At 65.1% G+C, this 16,243-nt stretch carries 13 protein-coding genes and 1 pseudogene; 5 read left to right on the top strand and 9 right to left on the bottom strand.

The window, feature by feature from the left end; all coding sequences use genetic code 11:
* Nucleotides 1-3: 3 nt before the first annotated feature.
* Genes accC through aroQ form a run of 3 tightly spaced genes read right to left on the bottom strand, consistent with a single transcriptional unit; the run spans nucleotide 4 to nucleotide 2,315 of the window.
* On the bottom strand, nucleotides 4-1,353 hold the full coding sequence (gene accC / locus LZ536_RS04610) for an acetyl-CoA carboxylase biotin carboxylase subunit (protein WP_249847126.1): 1,350 nt from the start codon (nucleotides 1,351-1,353) through the stop codon (nucleotides 4-6).
* 3 nt (nucleotides 1,354-1,356) lie between these two features.
* On the bottom strand, nucleotides 1,357-1,842 hold the full coding sequence (gene accB / locus LZ536_RS04615) for an acetyl-CoA carboxylase biotin carboxyl carrier protein (RefSeq protein WP_249847127.1): 486 nt from the start codon (nucleotides 1,840-1,842) through the stop codon (nucleotides 1,357-1,359).
* A gap of 38 nt (nucleotides 1,843-1,880) precedes the next feature.
* Nucleotides 1,881-2,315: a type II 3-dehydroquinate dehydratase gene (aroQ, locus tag LZ536_RS04620; protein WP_249847128.1), complete on the bottom strand. Its 435-nt coding sequence runs from the start codon at nucleotides 2,313-2,315 to the stop codon at nucleotides 1,881-1,883.
* Nucleotides 2,316-2,352: 37 nt separating this feature from the next.
* Between aroQ and thiS the strand changes: the two are divergent.
* Nucleotides 2,353-3,355, top strand: a pseudogene (gene thiS, locus LZ536_RS04630) (sulfur carrier protein ThiS).
* 27 nt (nucleotides 3,356-3,382) lie between these two features.
* On the opposite strand, the gene LZ536_RS04635 reads toward thiS, so the two are convergent.
* The gene (locus tag LZ536_RS04635; protein WP_249847131.1) at nucleotides 3,383-4,192 is read right to left on the bottom strand and encodes a class I SAM-dependent methyltransferase; all 810 of its coding nucleotides are present in this window, start codon (nucleotides 4,190-4,192) and stop codon (nucleotides 3,383-3,385) included.
* A 79-nt stretch (nucleotides 4,193-4,271) separates the two neighbouring features.
* Between LZ536_RS04635 and LZ536_RS04640 the strand changes: the two genes are divergently transcribed.
* A complete protein-coding gene (locus LZ536_RS04640) occupies nucleotides 4,272-4,676 on the top strand; it encodes a JAB domain-containing protein (protein ID WP_249847132.1) in 405 nt (134 codons plus the stop codon).
* Here the strand turns inward: LZ536_RS04640 and LZ536_RS04645 are convergent.
* The 4 genes from LZ536_RS04645 to LZ536_RS04660 form a co-directional block, all read right to left on the bottom strand.
* The gene (locus tag LZ536_RS04645) at nucleotides 4,673-5,368 is read right to left on the bottom strand and encodes a class I SAM-dependent methyltransferase (protein WP_249847133.1); all 696 of its coding nucleotides are present in this window, start codon (nucleotides 5,366-5,368) and stop codon (nucleotides 4,673-4,675) included. The two genes, LZ536_RS04640 and LZ536_RS04645, sit on opposite strands and share 4 nt — an antisense overlap.
* A complete protein-coding gene (gene prfB, locus LZ536_RS04650) occupies nucleotides 5,358-6,485 on the bottom strand; it encodes a peptide chain release factor 2 (RefSeq protein ID WP_249847134.1) in 1,128 nt (375 codons plus the stop codon). The genes LZ536_RS04645 and prfB overlap by 11 nt, the downstream gene beginning before the upstream one ends.
* A gap of 106 nt (nucleotides 6,486-6,591) precedes the next feature.
* On the bottom strand, nucleotides 6,592-9,105 hold the full coding sequence (locus LZ536_RS04655; protein ID WP_431357936.1) for a penicillin-binding protein 1A: 2,514 nt from the start codon (nucleotides 9,103-9,105) through the stop codon (nucleotides 6,592-6,594).
* Nucleotides 9,106-9,233: 128 nt separating this feature from the next.
* Nucleotides 9,234-10,124, bottom strand: coding sequence for an N-acetylmuramoyl-L-alanine amidase family protein (locus LZ536_RS04660; RefSeq protein ID WP_249847135.1), 891 nt, complete (start codon nucleotides 10,122-10,124; stop codon nucleotides 9,234-9,236).
* A 381-nt stretch (nucleotides 10,125-10,505) separates the two neighbouring features.
* Here LZ536_RS04660 and LZ536_RS04665 point away from each other — a divergent pair, with 381 nt between their 5' ends.
* The 3 genes from LZ536_RS04665 to LZ536_RS04675 are packed head-to-tail and all read left to right on the top strand — an operon-like array spanning nucleotide 10,506 to nucleotide 15,118.
* Entirely contained in the window at nucleotides 10,506-12,980 is a 2,475-nt protein-coding gene (locus tag LZ536_RS04665) for an Rne/Rng family ribonuclease (RefSeq protein WP_249847136.1), read from the top strand.
* Between the two features lie 55 nt (nucleotides 12,981-13,035).
* Nucleotides 13,036-14,436, top strand: a complete 1,401-nt coding sequence (locus tag LZ536_RS04670) for a M48 family metalloprotease (RefSeq protein ID WP_249847137.1) — start codon at nucleotides 13,036-13,038, stop codon at nucleotides 14,434-14,436.
* 7 nt (nucleotides 14,437-14,443) lie between these two features.
* A complete protein-coding gene (locus LZ536_RS04675) occupies nucleotides 14,444-15,118 on the top strand; it encodes a DsbA family protein (RefSeq protein WP_249847138.1) in 675 nt (224 codons plus the stop codon).
* Here LZ536_RS04675 and LZ536_RS04680 read toward each other — a convergent pair.
* Nucleotides 15,115-16,140 carry a winged helix-turn-helix domain-containing protein gene (locus LZ536_RS04680; RefSeq protein ID WP_249847139.1) on the bottom strand — a complete coding sequence of 342 codons (1,026 nt, stop codon included), beginning with the start codon at nucleotides 16,138-16,140 and terminating at the stop codon, nucleotides 15,115-15,117. The genes LZ536_RS04675 and LZ536_RS04680 overlap by 4 nt on opposite strands.
* Between the last annotated feature and the right edge of the window lie 103 nt (nucleotides 16,141-16,243).

The raw sequence follows: 16,243 nt of genomic DNA on the forward strand, positions 1-16,243 counted from the left end.
CCGCTATTCCGGATTAGCCTCGAGCCAGCTCTCGAGCCATTTGATCGTATAGTCGCCGGCGAGGAAATCCTCGGTGCGGACGATACGCTGGTGAAGCGGCACGGTCGTCTTCATCCCCTCGACCACGAACTCCTCCAGCGCGCGCTTCAGGCGCATGATGCAGCGTTCGCGGGTGGTGCCGTAGACGATCAGCTTGGCGATCATGCTGTCGTAGTAAGGCGGGACCTTATAGCCAGCATAGAGGCCGCTATCGACGCGGACGTGCATGCCGCCCGGCGCGACGAAGTTCTTCACCAGGCCCGGCGACGGGGTGAAGGTCTGCGGATCCTCGGCATTGATGCGGCATTCGATCGCGTGCCCGTGCAGGTGGATCTGGTCCTGCGTCACCGACAGGCCGTCGCCCTGGGCTACGCGGATCTGCTCGCGGACCAGGTCGAGGCCGGAAATCATCTCCGTCACCGGATGCTCCACCTGCAGGCGGGTGTTCATCTCGATGAAGTAGAATTCGTCGTTCTCGTAGAGGAATTCGATGGTACCTGCGCCACGATAGCCCATGTCGGCCATGGCCTTGGCGACGATGCCGCCCATCCGCTCGCGCTGCTCCGGCGTGATGACCGGGGACGGCGCTTCCTCGATGACCTTCTGGTGACGGCGCTGGATCGAACAATCCCGCTCGCCGATGTGGACGGCATTGCCGTTGCCGTCGCCGAACACCTGGAACTCGATGTGGCGCGGGTCGCCGAGATATTTTTCGATGTAGACAGTGTCGTCGCCGAAGGCAGACTTCGCTTCCGAACGGGCCTGGCCCATCTGGCTGTCGAGTTCGGACTCTTCGCGCACGATCTTCATGCCGCGTCCGCCGCCACCCGACGCCGCCTTGATCAGCAGCGGGTAGCCGGTCTCGGCCGCGACAGCGCGCGCCTCCTCTGGCCCTTCGACCGGGCCTTCCGATCCGGGAACGAGCGGCAGGCCGAGCTTGGCGGCGGTGCGCTTGGCCTCGACCTTGTCGCCCATGATGCGGATATGCTCTGGCTTGGGACCGACCCAGATAAGGCCGTGGCTTTCAACAATCTCGGCGAACTGGGCGTTCTCCGACAGGAAGCCGTAACCGGGATGGATGGCGTCGGCATGGGTGACCTCGGCCGCCGAGATGATGTTGGCGATGTTGAGATAGGATTCGCCGGCCGGCGGCGGGCCGATGCAGACGGTTTCGTCGGCGAGACGGACGTGCATGGCGTCGGTGTCGGCCGTCGAATGCACCGCCACCGTCTTGATGCCCATTTCGTGGCAGGCGCGGTGAATTCGAAGCGCGATCTCGCCGCGGTTGGCGATCAGGAGTTTCTGGATCGCCATGGCTTAGCCGATGACGACGAGCGGCTGGTCGAACTCGACCGGCTGGCCGTCACTGACCATGATCTGCTTGATCGTGCCGCCCGACGGCGCGGTGATCGGATTCATGACCTTCATCGCCTCGACGATCAGCAACGTGTCGCCCGCCTTCACGGCCTTGCCGACGGAAACGAACGGAGCTCCGCCCGGCTCGGCCGACATATAGGCGGTGCCGACCATCGGCGACTTGACGGCATTGCCCGAAATCTCCTCGGCCGCGGGCGCAGCAACTTCCGCGGCAGGTGCCGGGGCAGTGGCGGCTGCAGGCGCGTGGTAGGCCGGCGCGGCGACGAAGGACGCGGCTTCGCGCCGCACCTTGATCTTGCGTTCGCCGTCCTCGACCTGGATCTCGGTCAGCTCATTGGCGGTCAGCAGGTCGGCAAGCTCGCGGATGAGGTCGGTGTCGACGCGCATCGCGCCTTCGGTCGGCTTGCCCGGCTTCTGTGCGGCCATCATTCAATCCCTAATACAAACATTGGCGCGCACCCCTGTCAGAGCGTGGCGGCGGCGTCCAGTGCGAGAATATAGCCGTCCGCACCTAGGCCGGTGATCCTTCGCATGCAAACATCAGAGAGGTAATTGGTGTGGCGGAACGGCTCGCGCTTCAGCGGGTCGGAGAGATGGACTTCGATGACCGGCACGGGAATCGCGCTGATCGCGTCGCGAAGTGCAATCGAGGTGTGCGTGTAGCCGCCGGCGTTGAGGACCACGGCTTTGGCGCCGGTCGCGGCCGCCTCGTGCAGCCAGTCGATCAAATGGCCTTCGTGGTTCGATTGGCGGATGTCGACCGCGACTCTCAGCTCTTCTGCGCGGGCAGCCAGGCGGACGGCGATGTCGTCGAGTGTGTCGCGGCCATAAATCTCGGGCTCGCGGCTGCCGAGCAGGTTGAGGTTGGGGCCGTTGAGGACAAAGACGGTGGCGGTCATTGCGCGGCGCGGGTGCGATACTTAAGGGCCAAGGTCAATGAGCACCGACACCCTGCTGAACGTTACCGTCAACGGCGATTCCCGCCGCGTCGGGGCCGGCGCGACTATCGCCGGCATGCTCCGCGAGCTGGGCATCGACCCGAAGCGTGTTGCGGTTGAACGCAACCTGGCAATCGTTCCCAAATCGACGCTGGAAGACGTGCCGGTCGAGGACGGCGACCAGTTTGAAATTGTGCATTTCGTTGGAGGCGGCTGAGTTGGACGATCAGTCAAAGGACATTTGGAGCGTAGCGGGCAAGACCTTCACCTCGCGGCTGATCGTCGGCACCGGCAAGTACAAAAGCTTCGAGGAGAATGCGGCCGCGGTCGAAGCGTCGGGCGCCGAGATCGTGACGGTCGCCGTGCGGCGCGTGAACATCGCCGACCCCAACCAGCCGATGCTGACCGACTTCATCGATCCGAAGAAGATCGTTTACCTGCCGAACACCGCCGGCTGTTTCACCGCCGAGGAAGCGATCCGGACGTTGCGCCTGGCGCGCGAGGCGGGCGGCTGGAATTTGGTGAAGCTGGAAGTGCTGGCCGAGGCCAAGACGCTCTATCCCGACATGCTGGAGACGGTGCGCGCCACCGAATTGCTGGCGAAGGAAGGCTTCGAAGTCATGGTTTATTGCACCGACGACCCGATCATGGCGAAGCGTTGTGAGGATGCGGGCGCGGTTGCCGTCATGCCGCTGGGCGCACCGATCGGATCGGGCCTCGGCGTCCAGAACCGGGTGACGATCCGCCTGATCGTCGAGAACGCCAAGGTGCCGGTGCTGGTCGATGCCGGTGTCGGCACGGCGAGTGACGCGGCAATTGCGATGGAGCTTGGCTGCGACGGCGTACTGATGAACACCGCCATCGCCGAGGCCAAGGAACCTGTGACGATGGCGCGGGCGATGAAGCTGGCGGTCGAGAGCGGGCGCCTGGCCTATCTGTCGGGCCGCATGCAGAAGCGGCGCTATGCCGATCCCAGCAGTCCGCTTGCCGGACTGATCTGATCGGGATTGCCCGTTGGCGGGGCTTATCTAGCCCTTAGTCGCGATCACGAGATGCGCCGACATCGGTGCTTCGAAGCCATCGATCCCCTCGAACCGGGTGAGCGCGCGAGCCGCGGCATCCGTCGCCGCCCCGAGCATACCCGGCGCCACTTCCTCGATATCGGCACGCATTGGGGTGCCTTGGACAAGGGCCATGGCGGCATCGCGGGCGGACGATGCGCGACTTTGGAGTTCAATGGTTTCGATTTCGATCTGCTTGAAGCCCGCTGCTTCCAAATCACGCCTGATCTGACCCGTATCGTGATAGCGAAACGGAACCCGCTCGTAGAAGCGCCCGGTCTCACCCGGAATCAGATCTGATACCGCCCGTCCCGCGACCTTTGTGGCAAGGTTGAAATCGACCTCGTCCCAGATGACGACGATATAGTGGCCGCCATCGCGCAGGACGCGCCGCGCTTCAGCATTTCCGCGTACTTTGTCCGGAAAGAACATCACGCCGAACTGGCAGACGACGAGGTCGAAACTGCCGTCGTCGAACGGCAGCGATAATGCATCGGCAGCCTGGAAGCTGACGAGGGGCGATCGCACGCGGCGAGCGGCCTGATCCAGCATCGGCTGATTGAGGTCCGTGGCGATGATCTGCGCATTGGGCAGGCTGCGATGCAAGGTCTCCGTGACCACTCCCGTCCCGGCCGCCGTCTCCAGAATCCGGCGAGGTGCAAAGGCCGCGGCGCGCTCTCCAACCAGCTTCGCGTAGGGCGCAAAAACCAGTGGCACCATGAAGCGGTCGTACATGTCCGGAATCGAACCCGTGAACGTCAGATCATGCGTCGCCATGGAGTTTCCTCCCAAATGGATGACCGTTTTGGACTAGGTTCAAATCGCTGGAGTCCGCCCTTTCGCATAAGTCCGGGCCATGTTCCATCAGCGTGCCGAATCCCCGCTGCGTATCAACGGACTGGAGCAGGCGCGCCGGTTCTTTGCGGACTGCCTTGCCGAGGCTGACCCCGCGAAGGAGCATCTCTGGGTCGCGCATGTCGACGACGACGCGCGTTGCCTGCACCTCATGCGATGCGATGGCGATGCCGACGGTGCCGAACTGCCGATCCGGGAGATCATCGTCGACGCGGCGCGGCATGGCAGCAAGGGCCTGATCCTTGCCCATAATCACCCGAGCGGCGACGCCAGCCCGAGCGCGACGGACAAGCGCATCACGCGACGTTTGGCACTGGTGAGTGAAGCAATGGACGTCGCCCTACTCGACCATCTGGTCCTGACGACCTGCGACTGCCGCTCGATGCGGCAGATGGGGCTGCTTTAGGCCTTCAGCTTACAGGGCTTGATGGCGCCGGGTTCCGGCAGCGGGCCGGCGACCTTGAACAGCGCCATGTAGGCGTCGGTCGTTTCGAGCGGAGCTTCGCCGGCGCGGCTCAGGCCCACGCTGGCCAATTCGCAATCCAGCTGGGCAGGCGGTGTCCCGTGGCGCTTCACCGGCCGGTCGGCATCGACGACGACGATAAGGCCGTTGGGTTTCAACCCCTGGCGGAGGTGCCAGAGGAACTCATAGGGCTGCTCCACCTCGTGATACATATGGACGAGGAAGATGCGATCGAAGCTTGCGGCGGGCAATTTCGGGTCCGCCGGTTGGCCCAGGCTCACCGCGACATTGTCGAGATTCTCGCGATTGACCCGGAGGGCGAGCCTGTCGCGGACTTCCGGGATGATGTCCTCGGCCAGGACCCGGCCGCGCGGGCCGACCGCCCGTGACAGCCGAACCGTGTAATAGCCCTCGCCCGCGCCGATGTCGGCGACGCTCATGCCGGATTTAACCCCGGCAAAGGCGATGACGGATTCCGCCTCGCCCGTCCGGTCGCGGGCATCTTCAGTGGAAAAGCTGTCGCCGACGATGGGCGCAACGTCCCGGCCCGCCGGCGGGAACTCGGTCTTCGCTTCCTGCTGCTGCTTGCAGCCAAGCAGCGCCAGGGCCGCGAAGACCGCGAGCCTAGTCGACATCTTCAACTTCAACACGCTCACCGGTGACCCGCTGCGAAAGGGCCGCGGCCATGAAGCGATCGAGATCGCCATCGAGCACATCGGTTGGCGCGGTCGAGGTGACACCGGTCCGGAGGTCCTTCACCAGCTGGTACGGCTGGAGGACATAGGAGCGGATCTGGTGGCCCCAGCCGATGTCGGTCTTGGCGGCATTGGCGGCGCTGGCTTCCGCCTCGCGCTTCTGGAGCTCATTCTCGTAGAGGCGCGCCTTCAGCTGCTTGAAGGCCGAGGCGCGGTTCTTGTGCTGCGAGCGCTCGTTCTGGCAGGCGACGACGATGCCGGTCGGTAGGTGGGTGATGCGGACAGCGCTGTCGGTAGTGTTGACGTGCTGGCCGCCAGCGCCGGACGCGCGATAGGTATCGATCCTCAGCTCGGATTCGTTGATGTCGATTTCGATGTCGTCGTCGACTTCGGGGTAGACCCAGACGCTCGAGAAGCTGGTGTGGCGCCGCGCATTAGCATCGTAGGGGCTGATGCGGACCAGGCGGTGGACGCCGCTTTCGACCTTTAGATTGCCGTAAGCGTTCTCGCCCTTCACCAGCAGGGTCGCCGACTTGATGCCCGCCTGCTCGCCGGAGTGATGGTCGATGAGCTCGACCTTCATGCCGTGGCGCTCGGCCCAGCGCGAATACATGCGCTGCAGCATGTTCGCCCAGTCCTGGCTCTCGGTTCCGCCGGCGCCGGCATTGACTTCCACATAGGCATTGTTGGCATCGGCCTCGCCGGCGAGGAGCGCCGCGACCTTGTCGCGTTCGGCGCGGTCGGCGAGTTCGGCCAGCGACTGGACACCGTCGTCGACGAGGCCCGGGTCGCCCTCTGCCTCGGCCATTTCGATCAGTTCGACCGTATCCTTGAGCTCGGTCTCGATCTTCTGCGTGGCGCCGATCGCTTCTTCGAGCCGGCGGCGTTCGCGCATGACTTCCTGCGCCGCCTTGGGATCGTCCCAGAGCGTCGACTCCTCGACCTTCGCGTTCAGCTCATCCAGCCGCTTGAGCGCGCGGTCCCAGTCGAGGAAGCGGCGCAGCAGCGCGGTGGCGGCATTGATCTGGTCGACATGGGCTTGCGCTTCGGCGCGCATGGGAAAACTCCAGAGACTGTTCCCCGGCGAAGGCCGGGGTCCAGGATTTATTATTTGGACTGGATCCCGGCCTCCGCCGGGACACGGTCCACACTTGCGTGCGGACCTAGTAAATCCCGCCCTGCCTTTGCAAGAAATCCTCGGGCTGGGTCTTGGGTTTCACGGCGCGCGGCGCCTTGGGCTTGCCTGCAGCGGCCTGGTCCGCTTCCGCCTCGGCGCGGTCTTCACGGCGATAAGAACGTCGCGGCTCTGTTTCGGGCTGGAAGGCCTCCCAGATCACCGACGACTTGGGGTCTTCGGTCGTCGGGAAGGTGCCGAAGACGCGCTTGCCGGTGACTCGGTCGATGCGGACCATGCGGATTCCGGCCGGCGCCACGAAAGGCACCTTCTCGGCATCCTTGAAGGCGGTCTGCGCGAATTGCTTGAAGATCGGCGCGGCGACGCGGCCGCCCTGCGCGGCATGACCCATCGGGCGCGGATGGTCGTAACCGAGATAGACTCCGCCCACGACATCGGGCGTTCCGCCGACGAACCAGACGTTGGTCGGCCCGGAGGTCGTGCCAGTCTTGCCGAACATCGGCCGATTGAGGTCGCGAAGCACGGTCGCGGTGCCCCGCTCGATGACGCCTTCCATGATGTGGACCATCTGGTAGGCCGCCTGCGGATCGAGCAATTGCTTCGAGCGCAGCGGCGGGCGCGGCATTTCCTTGCCGTTCCAGTCGTCAGCGTTGCAGCCTTCCATGACCGCGCAACGATTGTCCGAGCGGAAGATGACCTTGCCGTTGCGGTCCTGGATATAGTCGATCAGGGTCGGCCGGACCTCGCGCCCCTGGTTGGCGAGGATGGCATAAGCGTTGACCAGCCGCTGGACCGTGGTCTCGCCGGCGCCGAGCGCGATGGAGAGGTAGGGCGTCTTCGAATAGTCGCCGACGCCGAGCTTGGCGGCATTGGCGATGATCTTCGGCATGCCGGTCTGCGACGCGGTGCGCACCGTCATCAGGTTGCGCGATTGTTCGACACCCCAGCGCATGGTCTTCGGCCCGGCATATTTGCCGTCGAAGTTGCGGAAGCATTTGTTGCCGAGGCCGGCGCCCTGCCAGACGCAGAAAGGCGCATCGACGACGATCGAGGCCGGGGTCATGCCGTTCTCGAGCGCGGTCGAATAGACGATCGGCTTGAAAGCCGAACCCGGCTGGCGAAGCGCCTGGGTGGCGCGGTTGTACGACGAACCGACGACGTCGAAGCCGCCCTGCATGGCAAGGACGCGGCCGGTGTGCACTTCCTCGGCGACGAAGCCGCCGCCGACCTCCGGGATGGAGCGCAGCGCGTAGTTGTTGGGACCGGTTTCCTTGACGATGATGATCATTCCGGGCCGCAGGAAACCGAACGCAGCACCGCCAACACCGCGCTTCGGCTGCTGAGCATTGGATGCGTCAAGCGTGCCGGTCGCACCGTTCTGGAAGCCGATGGTCGCTTCGTTGCCGGACTTCGACAGGACAACGGCTTTCTTCCAGTCCGGGAAACCGGTGCCGAGTGCGGCCAGCGAAAGCGGGACTTTCCAGTCGCCGTTGATGTCGATGCTGAGGCCCGTATCCTGCCAGCCGCGGCCGCCATCGAAACGGGCGAGGCCTTCGCGAAGGGCGTTGGCCGCGGCGTCCTGCATCACGGGTACCATTGAGGTGCGGACCCAGAGGCCGCCGGCATAGACGCTGTTGGGCCCGTCCTCGGCCTTCTCGCCATAGCGGCGAATGAGGTCGCGGCGGACGTCCTCCATGAAATAGCCGCCCATCTGGCGGAACTTTTCATTGCTGCCATAGCGGATCGTGCCGAGCGGCGAGGCGGCGGCCGACTTCCACTGGTCCTCCGTGATGTAGCCGTTCTTCGACATCTCCCGGAGGACGTAGTTGCGACGGGCAAGCGCGCGCTCCGTCTGGCGGATGGGATCGTAGCTCGACGGCGCCTTTGGCAGGATGGCGAGATAGGCGGCTTCCGGCAGTGTCAGATCGCCAACGTCCTTGTCGAAATAGGCACGGCTGGCGGCCTGGACGCCATAGGCGTTCCGGCCGAGGAAGATCGAATTGAGGTAAATTTCGAGGATCTGCTGCTTGCTCAGCGTCGATTCGAGACGGAAGGCGAGGATCGCCTCGCGCACCTTGCGGCCGATGCTGTAGCTGGAATCCTGGAGCAGGTATTTCGCCACCTGCTGGGTGATGGTCGAGCCGCCGCGGGCGCGGCCGCCGGTGACCTGTTTGCGGCCATAGTCGAAAACCGCGCCGATCAGGCCCGGATAGTCGATCCCGCCATGCTGGAAAAAGGTCTTGTCCTCGGCCGAAATGAAGGCGTGGACGACCAGGGGCGGATATTCGTCATAGGACAGCTCGACGCGCCGTTCGCGGGCAAAGGTCTGGACGGGATTGCCGTCATAGCCCCGAACGTTGGACGGCAGGGACGGCTGGTAGGCGAGCAGCTTTTCCGAGCTCGGCAGGCCGGACGCGAAGTAGGCCCAGATGACGGACAGGGCCATGAGGCCGGCGAAGGCGAGCCAGGCGAGACGCCGCACCCATTTCCGGGCGAACCAGGGATCGATGCGGTCGTGAACCCGCTGGTTGAACGCGACCATGTCCGGCAGCGGCCATTTTTCGACATCGACAGTGGGAAGCTTTGGCAGCTTCACCGCCTTCAGCGATTTCAGGGAGGGGGCATCCATTGGGGGCAAGCTCTAGCGGCTTGGAGTCGTTACGAAAAGCATCAGCGAGCCATTCGCAAAGAAAGCTCGGTTTCAATGGCCTTGGCGAGGGCTTCGACGATCGGCCGGCGGCCCTTGGGCGTGATCAGGATCGCCTCGTCGTCGGGATTGCTGATGTACCCAGCTTCGAAGAGAACGCCCGGGACCTCGGATCGCCGGAGGATATGAAAGGCGGCGAATTTGTGCGGGTCGGGGCGCAGCAACATGCCGGGACCGGCGCTGCGGACCATGCGCGTCGCCAGAGCTGCCGAATCCTCCATCTGGTCGCGCAGGGCAAGGTCGGACAGGAGCAGGCGCACGCTGTCGTCATGCTCGCTGGTCAGCGCTCCAGACTCGGCGTTTTCCGCCCGGGCGAAGCGTGCGGCTTCGGCATCCGAGGCGACATCGGACAAAGAATAGACCGTCGCGCCGCGGGCCAGCGGATTGGGCGCGCTGTCCATATGAACCGAAACAAGCAGGCCGGCGCCGAGCTTGCGGGCGATGGCGGCGCGCTGTTCGAGCGACAAGGTGCGATCATCCTCGCGAGTCATGGCGACGCGCACCCGGCCCCGTTCGGCAAGCAAATCGCGAAGCTCCCGGGCGAAGGCGAGCGTCAGCTGCTTCTCGACGATCTGGCCGGAAACGCCGGGTGCGCCAGGGTCGGTCCCGCCATGGCCAGGGTCGATGAGGACGATCGGGCGGCCCGGCGCCTTGGCCTCGGTGACGTGCACGTCGCCCACAGCCTCGCGCACGGCGACGGTAAGGCCGCCCCGGCGGGCTTCGCCGACGAGGGCGCCATCGTCGCCGCCGGTTCGACCGGGAAGAGTGACGTGAAGCAGAACCAGTGCGGCGGCCGCAAGCGCGAGCAGCACCGCCAATCCGATCTTCTTACGCCGGTCCCACCCTTCAAACATGTCCCCACTATCCGCTGCCGCACGCCGCTACCGCAAGACCGTTTCGGAATGGCGCAACAAACGAGCGGGCACCTGTTGCGGAGGCGTTACGCCGGTGCTAACCGGGCCCTGCCCACGGGACCTTTCCCGAAGGGCCGCCGTATCCGCCACAGGACGCGGCGACACGAGGTTGAAGCTGCATGACACCACAGGACGCCTGCCAACCCGCGCTTGACGAGCCGGGCCGCGCGCGTTCCCCGATGATGTCGGGAATGGGTCAGGCAGCAGACACGCAAACAGTCCAATCCGCCAAGCCCTCCGGAATGCCACCGCTGGGCCTGGCTGCCACGTTTGCGCGCCGCCGGCCCATGACGGCCGGCCTGCGCGCCCGGAGAATTCACAATGTCCATGCGCATGCTAATCGACGCGCGCCACCCGGAGGAGACCCGGGTTGCCGTCGCCAAAGGGAACCGGATCGAGGAATTTGACTTCGAATCCGCTGAGCACAAGCAGCTCAAAGGGAATATTTATCTAGCCAAGGTCACAAGGGTCGAACCGTCGCTTCAGGCGGCGTTCGTCGATTACGGCGGAAACCGCCACGGCTTCCTGGCCTTCAGCGAAATCCACCCGGACTATTACCAGATCCCGAAGGCCGACCGCGACGCGCTCCTTCGTGAAGAGGCCGAACATGCGGCCGAGGAAGAGCGCATCCGCGCCGAGCTCGACGCCCGCGAAGACCGCGCCGATGAGGAGCGGGCCGACGAGGGCGACGAGGGCGAAGGCGACGAAGGCGAGCAGCCCGCCGAAGCCGGCACCGGCTCCGACGCTTCGCCGGTCGATGAGAGCGCCGCCGACGAGCTTCGCAAGAAGCGCCAGGCACTGCGCCGCCGCTACAAGATCCAGGACGTTATCCAGCGCCGCCAGGTGCTTCTGGTTCAGGTCGTCAAGGAAGAGCGCGGCAACAAGGGCGCGGCGCTCACTACCTATCTGTCGCTGGCCGGCCGCTATTGCGTCCTGATGCCCAACACGTCGCACGGCGGCGGCATCAGCCGGAAGATTTCGAACGGCGCCGACCGCAAGCGCCTGAAGTCGATCATGACGGACCTGAAGCTGCCCACGACCATGGGCCTGATCGTCCGCACGGCTGGCCTGTCCCGTACAAAGACCGAGATCAAGCGGGACTTCGACTATCTCGCCCGTCTGTGGGACGAAATTCGCGAGAAGACGCTGAAGAGCAGCGCCCCGGCGCTCATCTACCGCGACAGCGACCTCATCAAGCGCGCCATCCGCGACCTCTATCACCGCGACATCGACGAAGTCGTGGTCGAGGGCGACGAGGGCTACAAGGCGGCGCGCGGCTTCATGAAGCTGCTCATGCCGAGCCACGTGAAGCGCGTGAAGCCGTACAGCGACCCGACGCCGATCTTCCAGCGCTTCGGCGTCGAAGACCAGTTGAGCGCGATGTACCAGCCGGTCGTCCAGCTGAAGTCGGGCGGTTACCTGGTGATCAACCCGACCGAGGCCCTGGTTTCGATCGACATCAACTCGGGCCGTTCGACGCGCGAGCATAATATCGAGCAGACGGCCTTCGCGACGAACCTCGAAGCCGCCGCCGAAATTGCCCGGCAGCTGCGCCTTCGCGACATGGCGGGCCTCATCGTCATCGACTTCATCGACATGGAACAGAACAGCCATGTCCGGAAGGTCGAGAAGGCGATGAAGGAGGCGCTGAAGAACGACCGCGCCCGCATCCAGGTTGGCCGGATAAGTTCCTTCGGCCTGATGGAAATGAGCCGCCAGCGCCTGCGCACCGGCGTGCTTGAAGCCTCAACCAAGGCCTGCCCCCATTGCGAGGGCACCGGATTGATGCGTACTGCCTCCTCGGCGGGCCTCAGCGCACTCAGGATCATCGAGGACGAGGCCGCGCGTGGCCGTGGCGAACGAATCCTGCTGCGTGCCGGACGCGAAGCCGCGATCTATTTGCTCAACAAGAAGCGTGTCGAACTGGCCGAGATCGAGGCGCGTTATGGCGTCACGGTCGAGGTGATGATCGACGAAGCGTTCGAGGGCGCCCGCATGAGCGTCGAGAGCAGCGGGCCGCGTCCGTCTGCGCCGCCGCGTCCGGCTCAGGAAGCTTTGCCCGTCGTCGAAGAGGATGATGAGGATATCATCGAGGAAGAAGACGAGGGCGAAGAGGCCGAGGAAGAAGAGGAGCGCGCGCCCCGCGAAGCTCGTGGGCCGCGTGAACCGCGCGAGGAAGGCGAAGGCGGCACCCGCCGCCGCCGCCGCCGCCGCCGTGGCGGGCGCGGCCGTCGCCGTGACGGCGACGGTGGCCCGGTAGAGGCCGGCGAGGCTTCGGAAGAAGCCATTGCCGACGAGGTTGTTGGTGATGCGCCGGACGCAGCGCCGACCGAGGTAGCCGCGGGCGAAGAGAAGCCGAAGTCGCGCCGTGGACGGCGCGGCGGACGCGGTCGCCGTGGCAAGGGCGAAGCCGCCGAAGCTGCGGCGGAAGAGAGCCCGATCGAGGCCGACAGCTCGCCGATGGTCGAAACTCCGACCGCCGAGGAGCCGCCGATCGCCGAGACAGAGGCGCCCGAAGAAGCCAAGCCCAAGACCCGGCGCCGTCCCCGCGCCCGCGCCAAGGTCGCGGAGATTGCGGTGACCGAACCGGCGCCGGCAGAAGCACCGCCGGCCGAGACAGCCGAGGACGCCGCGCCCGAGGCACCGGCCAAGCCGAAGCGCAAGTCGCGCGCCAAGAAGGCCGAGGCCCCCGTCGAAGCACCGGCGGAAGCCGCCGCCGATGCCGCCAATGACGAGGAAGTCGGCGAAGATGGCGAGCCGCGCCGCGGCGGCTGGTGGCAGAGGACTTTTGGCTAATTCCGAGGGACTAACTTCATCGCCGGTTCAGGCCCAGGGTGGGACTGGACGGGCGATGACCCGGTTCCTGTCCCGCGCAACGCGGATCGCCGTGACAGCATTGCTGCTGGCCTTCGCCATCGTCCAGCCTGCCGCTGCGCAGGAGGTCTTGCGCGACAGTGAAACCGAGCTCCTGTTCCACGACATTTCGGCGCCCCTCGTGCAGGCGGCCGGGCTCGATCCGCACAACGTCAAGGTCGTGCTGCTGAAGGACGATTCGATCAACGCCTTCGTTGCGGGCGGGCAGATCGTCTATATCCATTCTGGACTTCTGACCGCGGCCGACAACGTCAACCAGCTTCAAGGCGTCATCGCCCACGAACTCGGTCACGTCGCTGGTGGTCACATCCTGCGCATGGACGAAGGCGCGGGCGCCGCAACCAAGATCAGCATATTGTCGCTGGTGCTGGCCGCCGCGGCCATCGCCGCCGGAGCGCCGCCCGACGCAGGGATGGGCATCCTTTACGCCGGCCAGCGTGCGGCCCTTGGCGATTTCATGGCATTCACCCGCGCTCAGGAGAGCTCAGCCGACCTTGCCGGCGCATCCTATCTTTCGAAGGCAGGCGTCAGCGGCCGCGGCAGCCTGGAGTTCTTCAAGAAGCTTCAGAACCAGGAATATCGCCTCGCGATCTATTCCGAAGACAGTTACGACCGGACGCACCCATTGAGCCAGGAGCGCATCCAGGCGCTCGAGGAAATCTATCACAAGGACCCATCCTGGGCGAAGCCGATCGATCCTGCGCTCGAAGCGCGCTTCGAGCGGGTCAAGGCCAAGCTGCAGGGCTATATCGACCCGCAACTGGCGATCCGAAAGTATCCGGAAAGCGACCAGACGGTTCCCGGCCACTATGCCCGCGCTTACGCCTATCACCTGGGCGCGTACCCCGACAAAGCGGTTAGCGAGGCCGACTCCCTGCTGAAGACAGCGCCGGAGGACCCGTTTTTCCTGGAGCTGAAGGGCCAGATCCTGCTGGAGTCTGGCAAGCCCAAGGAGGCCATTCCCGTCCTCCGCGAATCCGTGAAGAATGCGCCTGACCAGCCGATGATCGCGGTGATGCTCGGCCATGCGCTGATCGCGTCGGAGGACGACAAGAATTTCGCCGAGGCGAAACAGGTGCTGAAAGCCGCGGTCAATCGCGACAACGACAACCCCTTCGCCTGGCTGCAGCTAGGCATGATCTACGACCATGAGGGCGATACGCCGCGTGCGGCGCTCGCGACGGCCGAGCGCAACAATTTGGAGGGCAACCCGAAGCTCGCGCTGACCAGCGCGCGGATGGCGATGATGGGCATCCCCGCCAACACACCCGATTATCTTCGGGCCCAGGATATCTATTTGGTATCCGAAAATGCATTGAAGAAAGACAAGAAGCGGGGAGTGAAGGTTGAGCCAAGAGAACCGGGCAAACCCAAATAAACTGGCATTGTTGCTGACAGCGGTCGGCGGCGGCCTCGTCGGCGCCCTGCTGACGGGCGCCGTTGGCTATTCGATGGCGCCCAAGCTGGTGCGAGAGGCGATCATCAGCAAGCCGGAGATGCTGATCGACGCGCAGCAGGCGCTGCGCGAACAGCAATATGCGCCGGTTCTGGCGGCCAACCGCGCGGCGCTGGAAACGCCATTCGCCTCCTCATGGAAAGGCGCGTCGAAGCCGGAGGTCACCCTCGCCTATTTCTATGACTATGCCTGCGGCTACTGCCGGCGCAGCAATCCCGACATCGAGCGGCTTTTGAAGGAGGATAAGGGCCTGCGCGTGGTCTACCACGAGTTCCCGATCCTCGGCCCCGACAGCGTCGCCGCCGCCCGCGCGTCGCTCGCCGCGTCGAAGGCCGGCCGTTTCGCCCAGTTTCATGATGCGCTCTACGATGCCGGCCAGCCGAGCACCGAGGCCATCGCGCTGGCCGCCAACGCCACGAGCATCACGCCCGAACAGGCGAAGGATCCGGCGATCGAAACGGAGATCGAGAAGAATTACCGGATCGCCGGTCAACTCGGCGCGACCGGCACGCCCTTGTTCGTGGTCGGCAATCGCGTGATCAACAGCGCAGTCGGCTATGAGGGCCTGAAGGAAGCCATCGCGGCGGCGCGGGCGAAGGGTTAGTCCTTCGTAGCCCGCTTCGCGAGCAGCATCCCGCAGACGACGCAGCCGGAGAAAAGGAAGCCTTCAAGCGCGGCGGTGACGGTTTGACTGGCAGGGCCGAAGCCGGCTTCGCCGAACAGTCCTGTCAGGTGCAGCTGTGAACCGGGGAAGTGCTGGGCCAGCAAGTCGAGGCTGCCTCCCAGCATCTGACCGCCCGTCAGTGCGATGACGACCCCTGCAATGCCGCCGAGGAAGGCCGCAAGCGGTGCGCCGACGCGAAGCTGCGCCTGCCGGCCGCCAAGGACGTAGCCGAGACCGGTGACCGAACCGATGAGCAGTCCTTCAGGCGCGCCTGTCATGTCGCCCGGCGAGCGGCCGAACAGCAGGTTGAACCCGTCAAGCCCGAGGAGATGCACGATGGCGCCCACCAGCGCGCCGCCGATAGCCCCACCGACGATCGGCCAATACCAGCGATGGCGGCGCGAAAATTCCGATGCGGCAATGCCGAAGCTGACCCCAGCCCCGCCGACCAAAGCGATGGCGACGGTCAGCACCAGCATGACCAGGAGCATCGAAATGGCGCTGCCGCCCGCTTGGGAGGCGGTGAAGCCGTAGAACAGGCCGCCGATCATTCCGGCCGCAACCGCGCCTTTCACGCCGGCAAAGCCGAGGCGGCGAAACTCGGCCCATTCCCTTTCGATCGCGGGATCCGGCGTCCGCCGTGCGGGCGAGCCGGCGAGCGGCGCGATGAAGCGGTAACCGTGCTTCGGCACGGTCTCGATGAAGCGGGGCCGGGAGGCATCGTCGCCGAGCTGGCGACGGAGCGTGCGGATGCACTGGGTCAACGCCTCATCCGTGACCGGCACGCCGCGCCAGACCTCGTCCATGAAGCGGTCCTTGGTGACGAGACGACCGGGCTCGCCGACCATCAATGCGAGTGCGTCGAAGTAGCGGCCGTTCAGCTCGACGTTTTCACTGCCGCGGCGCAATTGCCGGTTGGCGGGATCGAGTTCGAATTCGGAAAAGCGGATCGCGGATGACATTCAATGGTTCCGCATCGATAGGAGGATGGCGATTACCGCAACGACAATCGCCATCAGCGCCAAGCCTCTCCGGATGATGCGTGCCGAACGCCTCCTCTCATCG

Origin of the sequence: Sphingomonas alba (genome assembly GCF_023516555.1) — a bacterium.
Taxonomy (GTDB): Bacteria; Pseudomonadota; Alphaproteobacteria; order Sphingomonadales; family Sphingomonadaceae; genus Sphingomicrobium; species Sphingomicrobium album.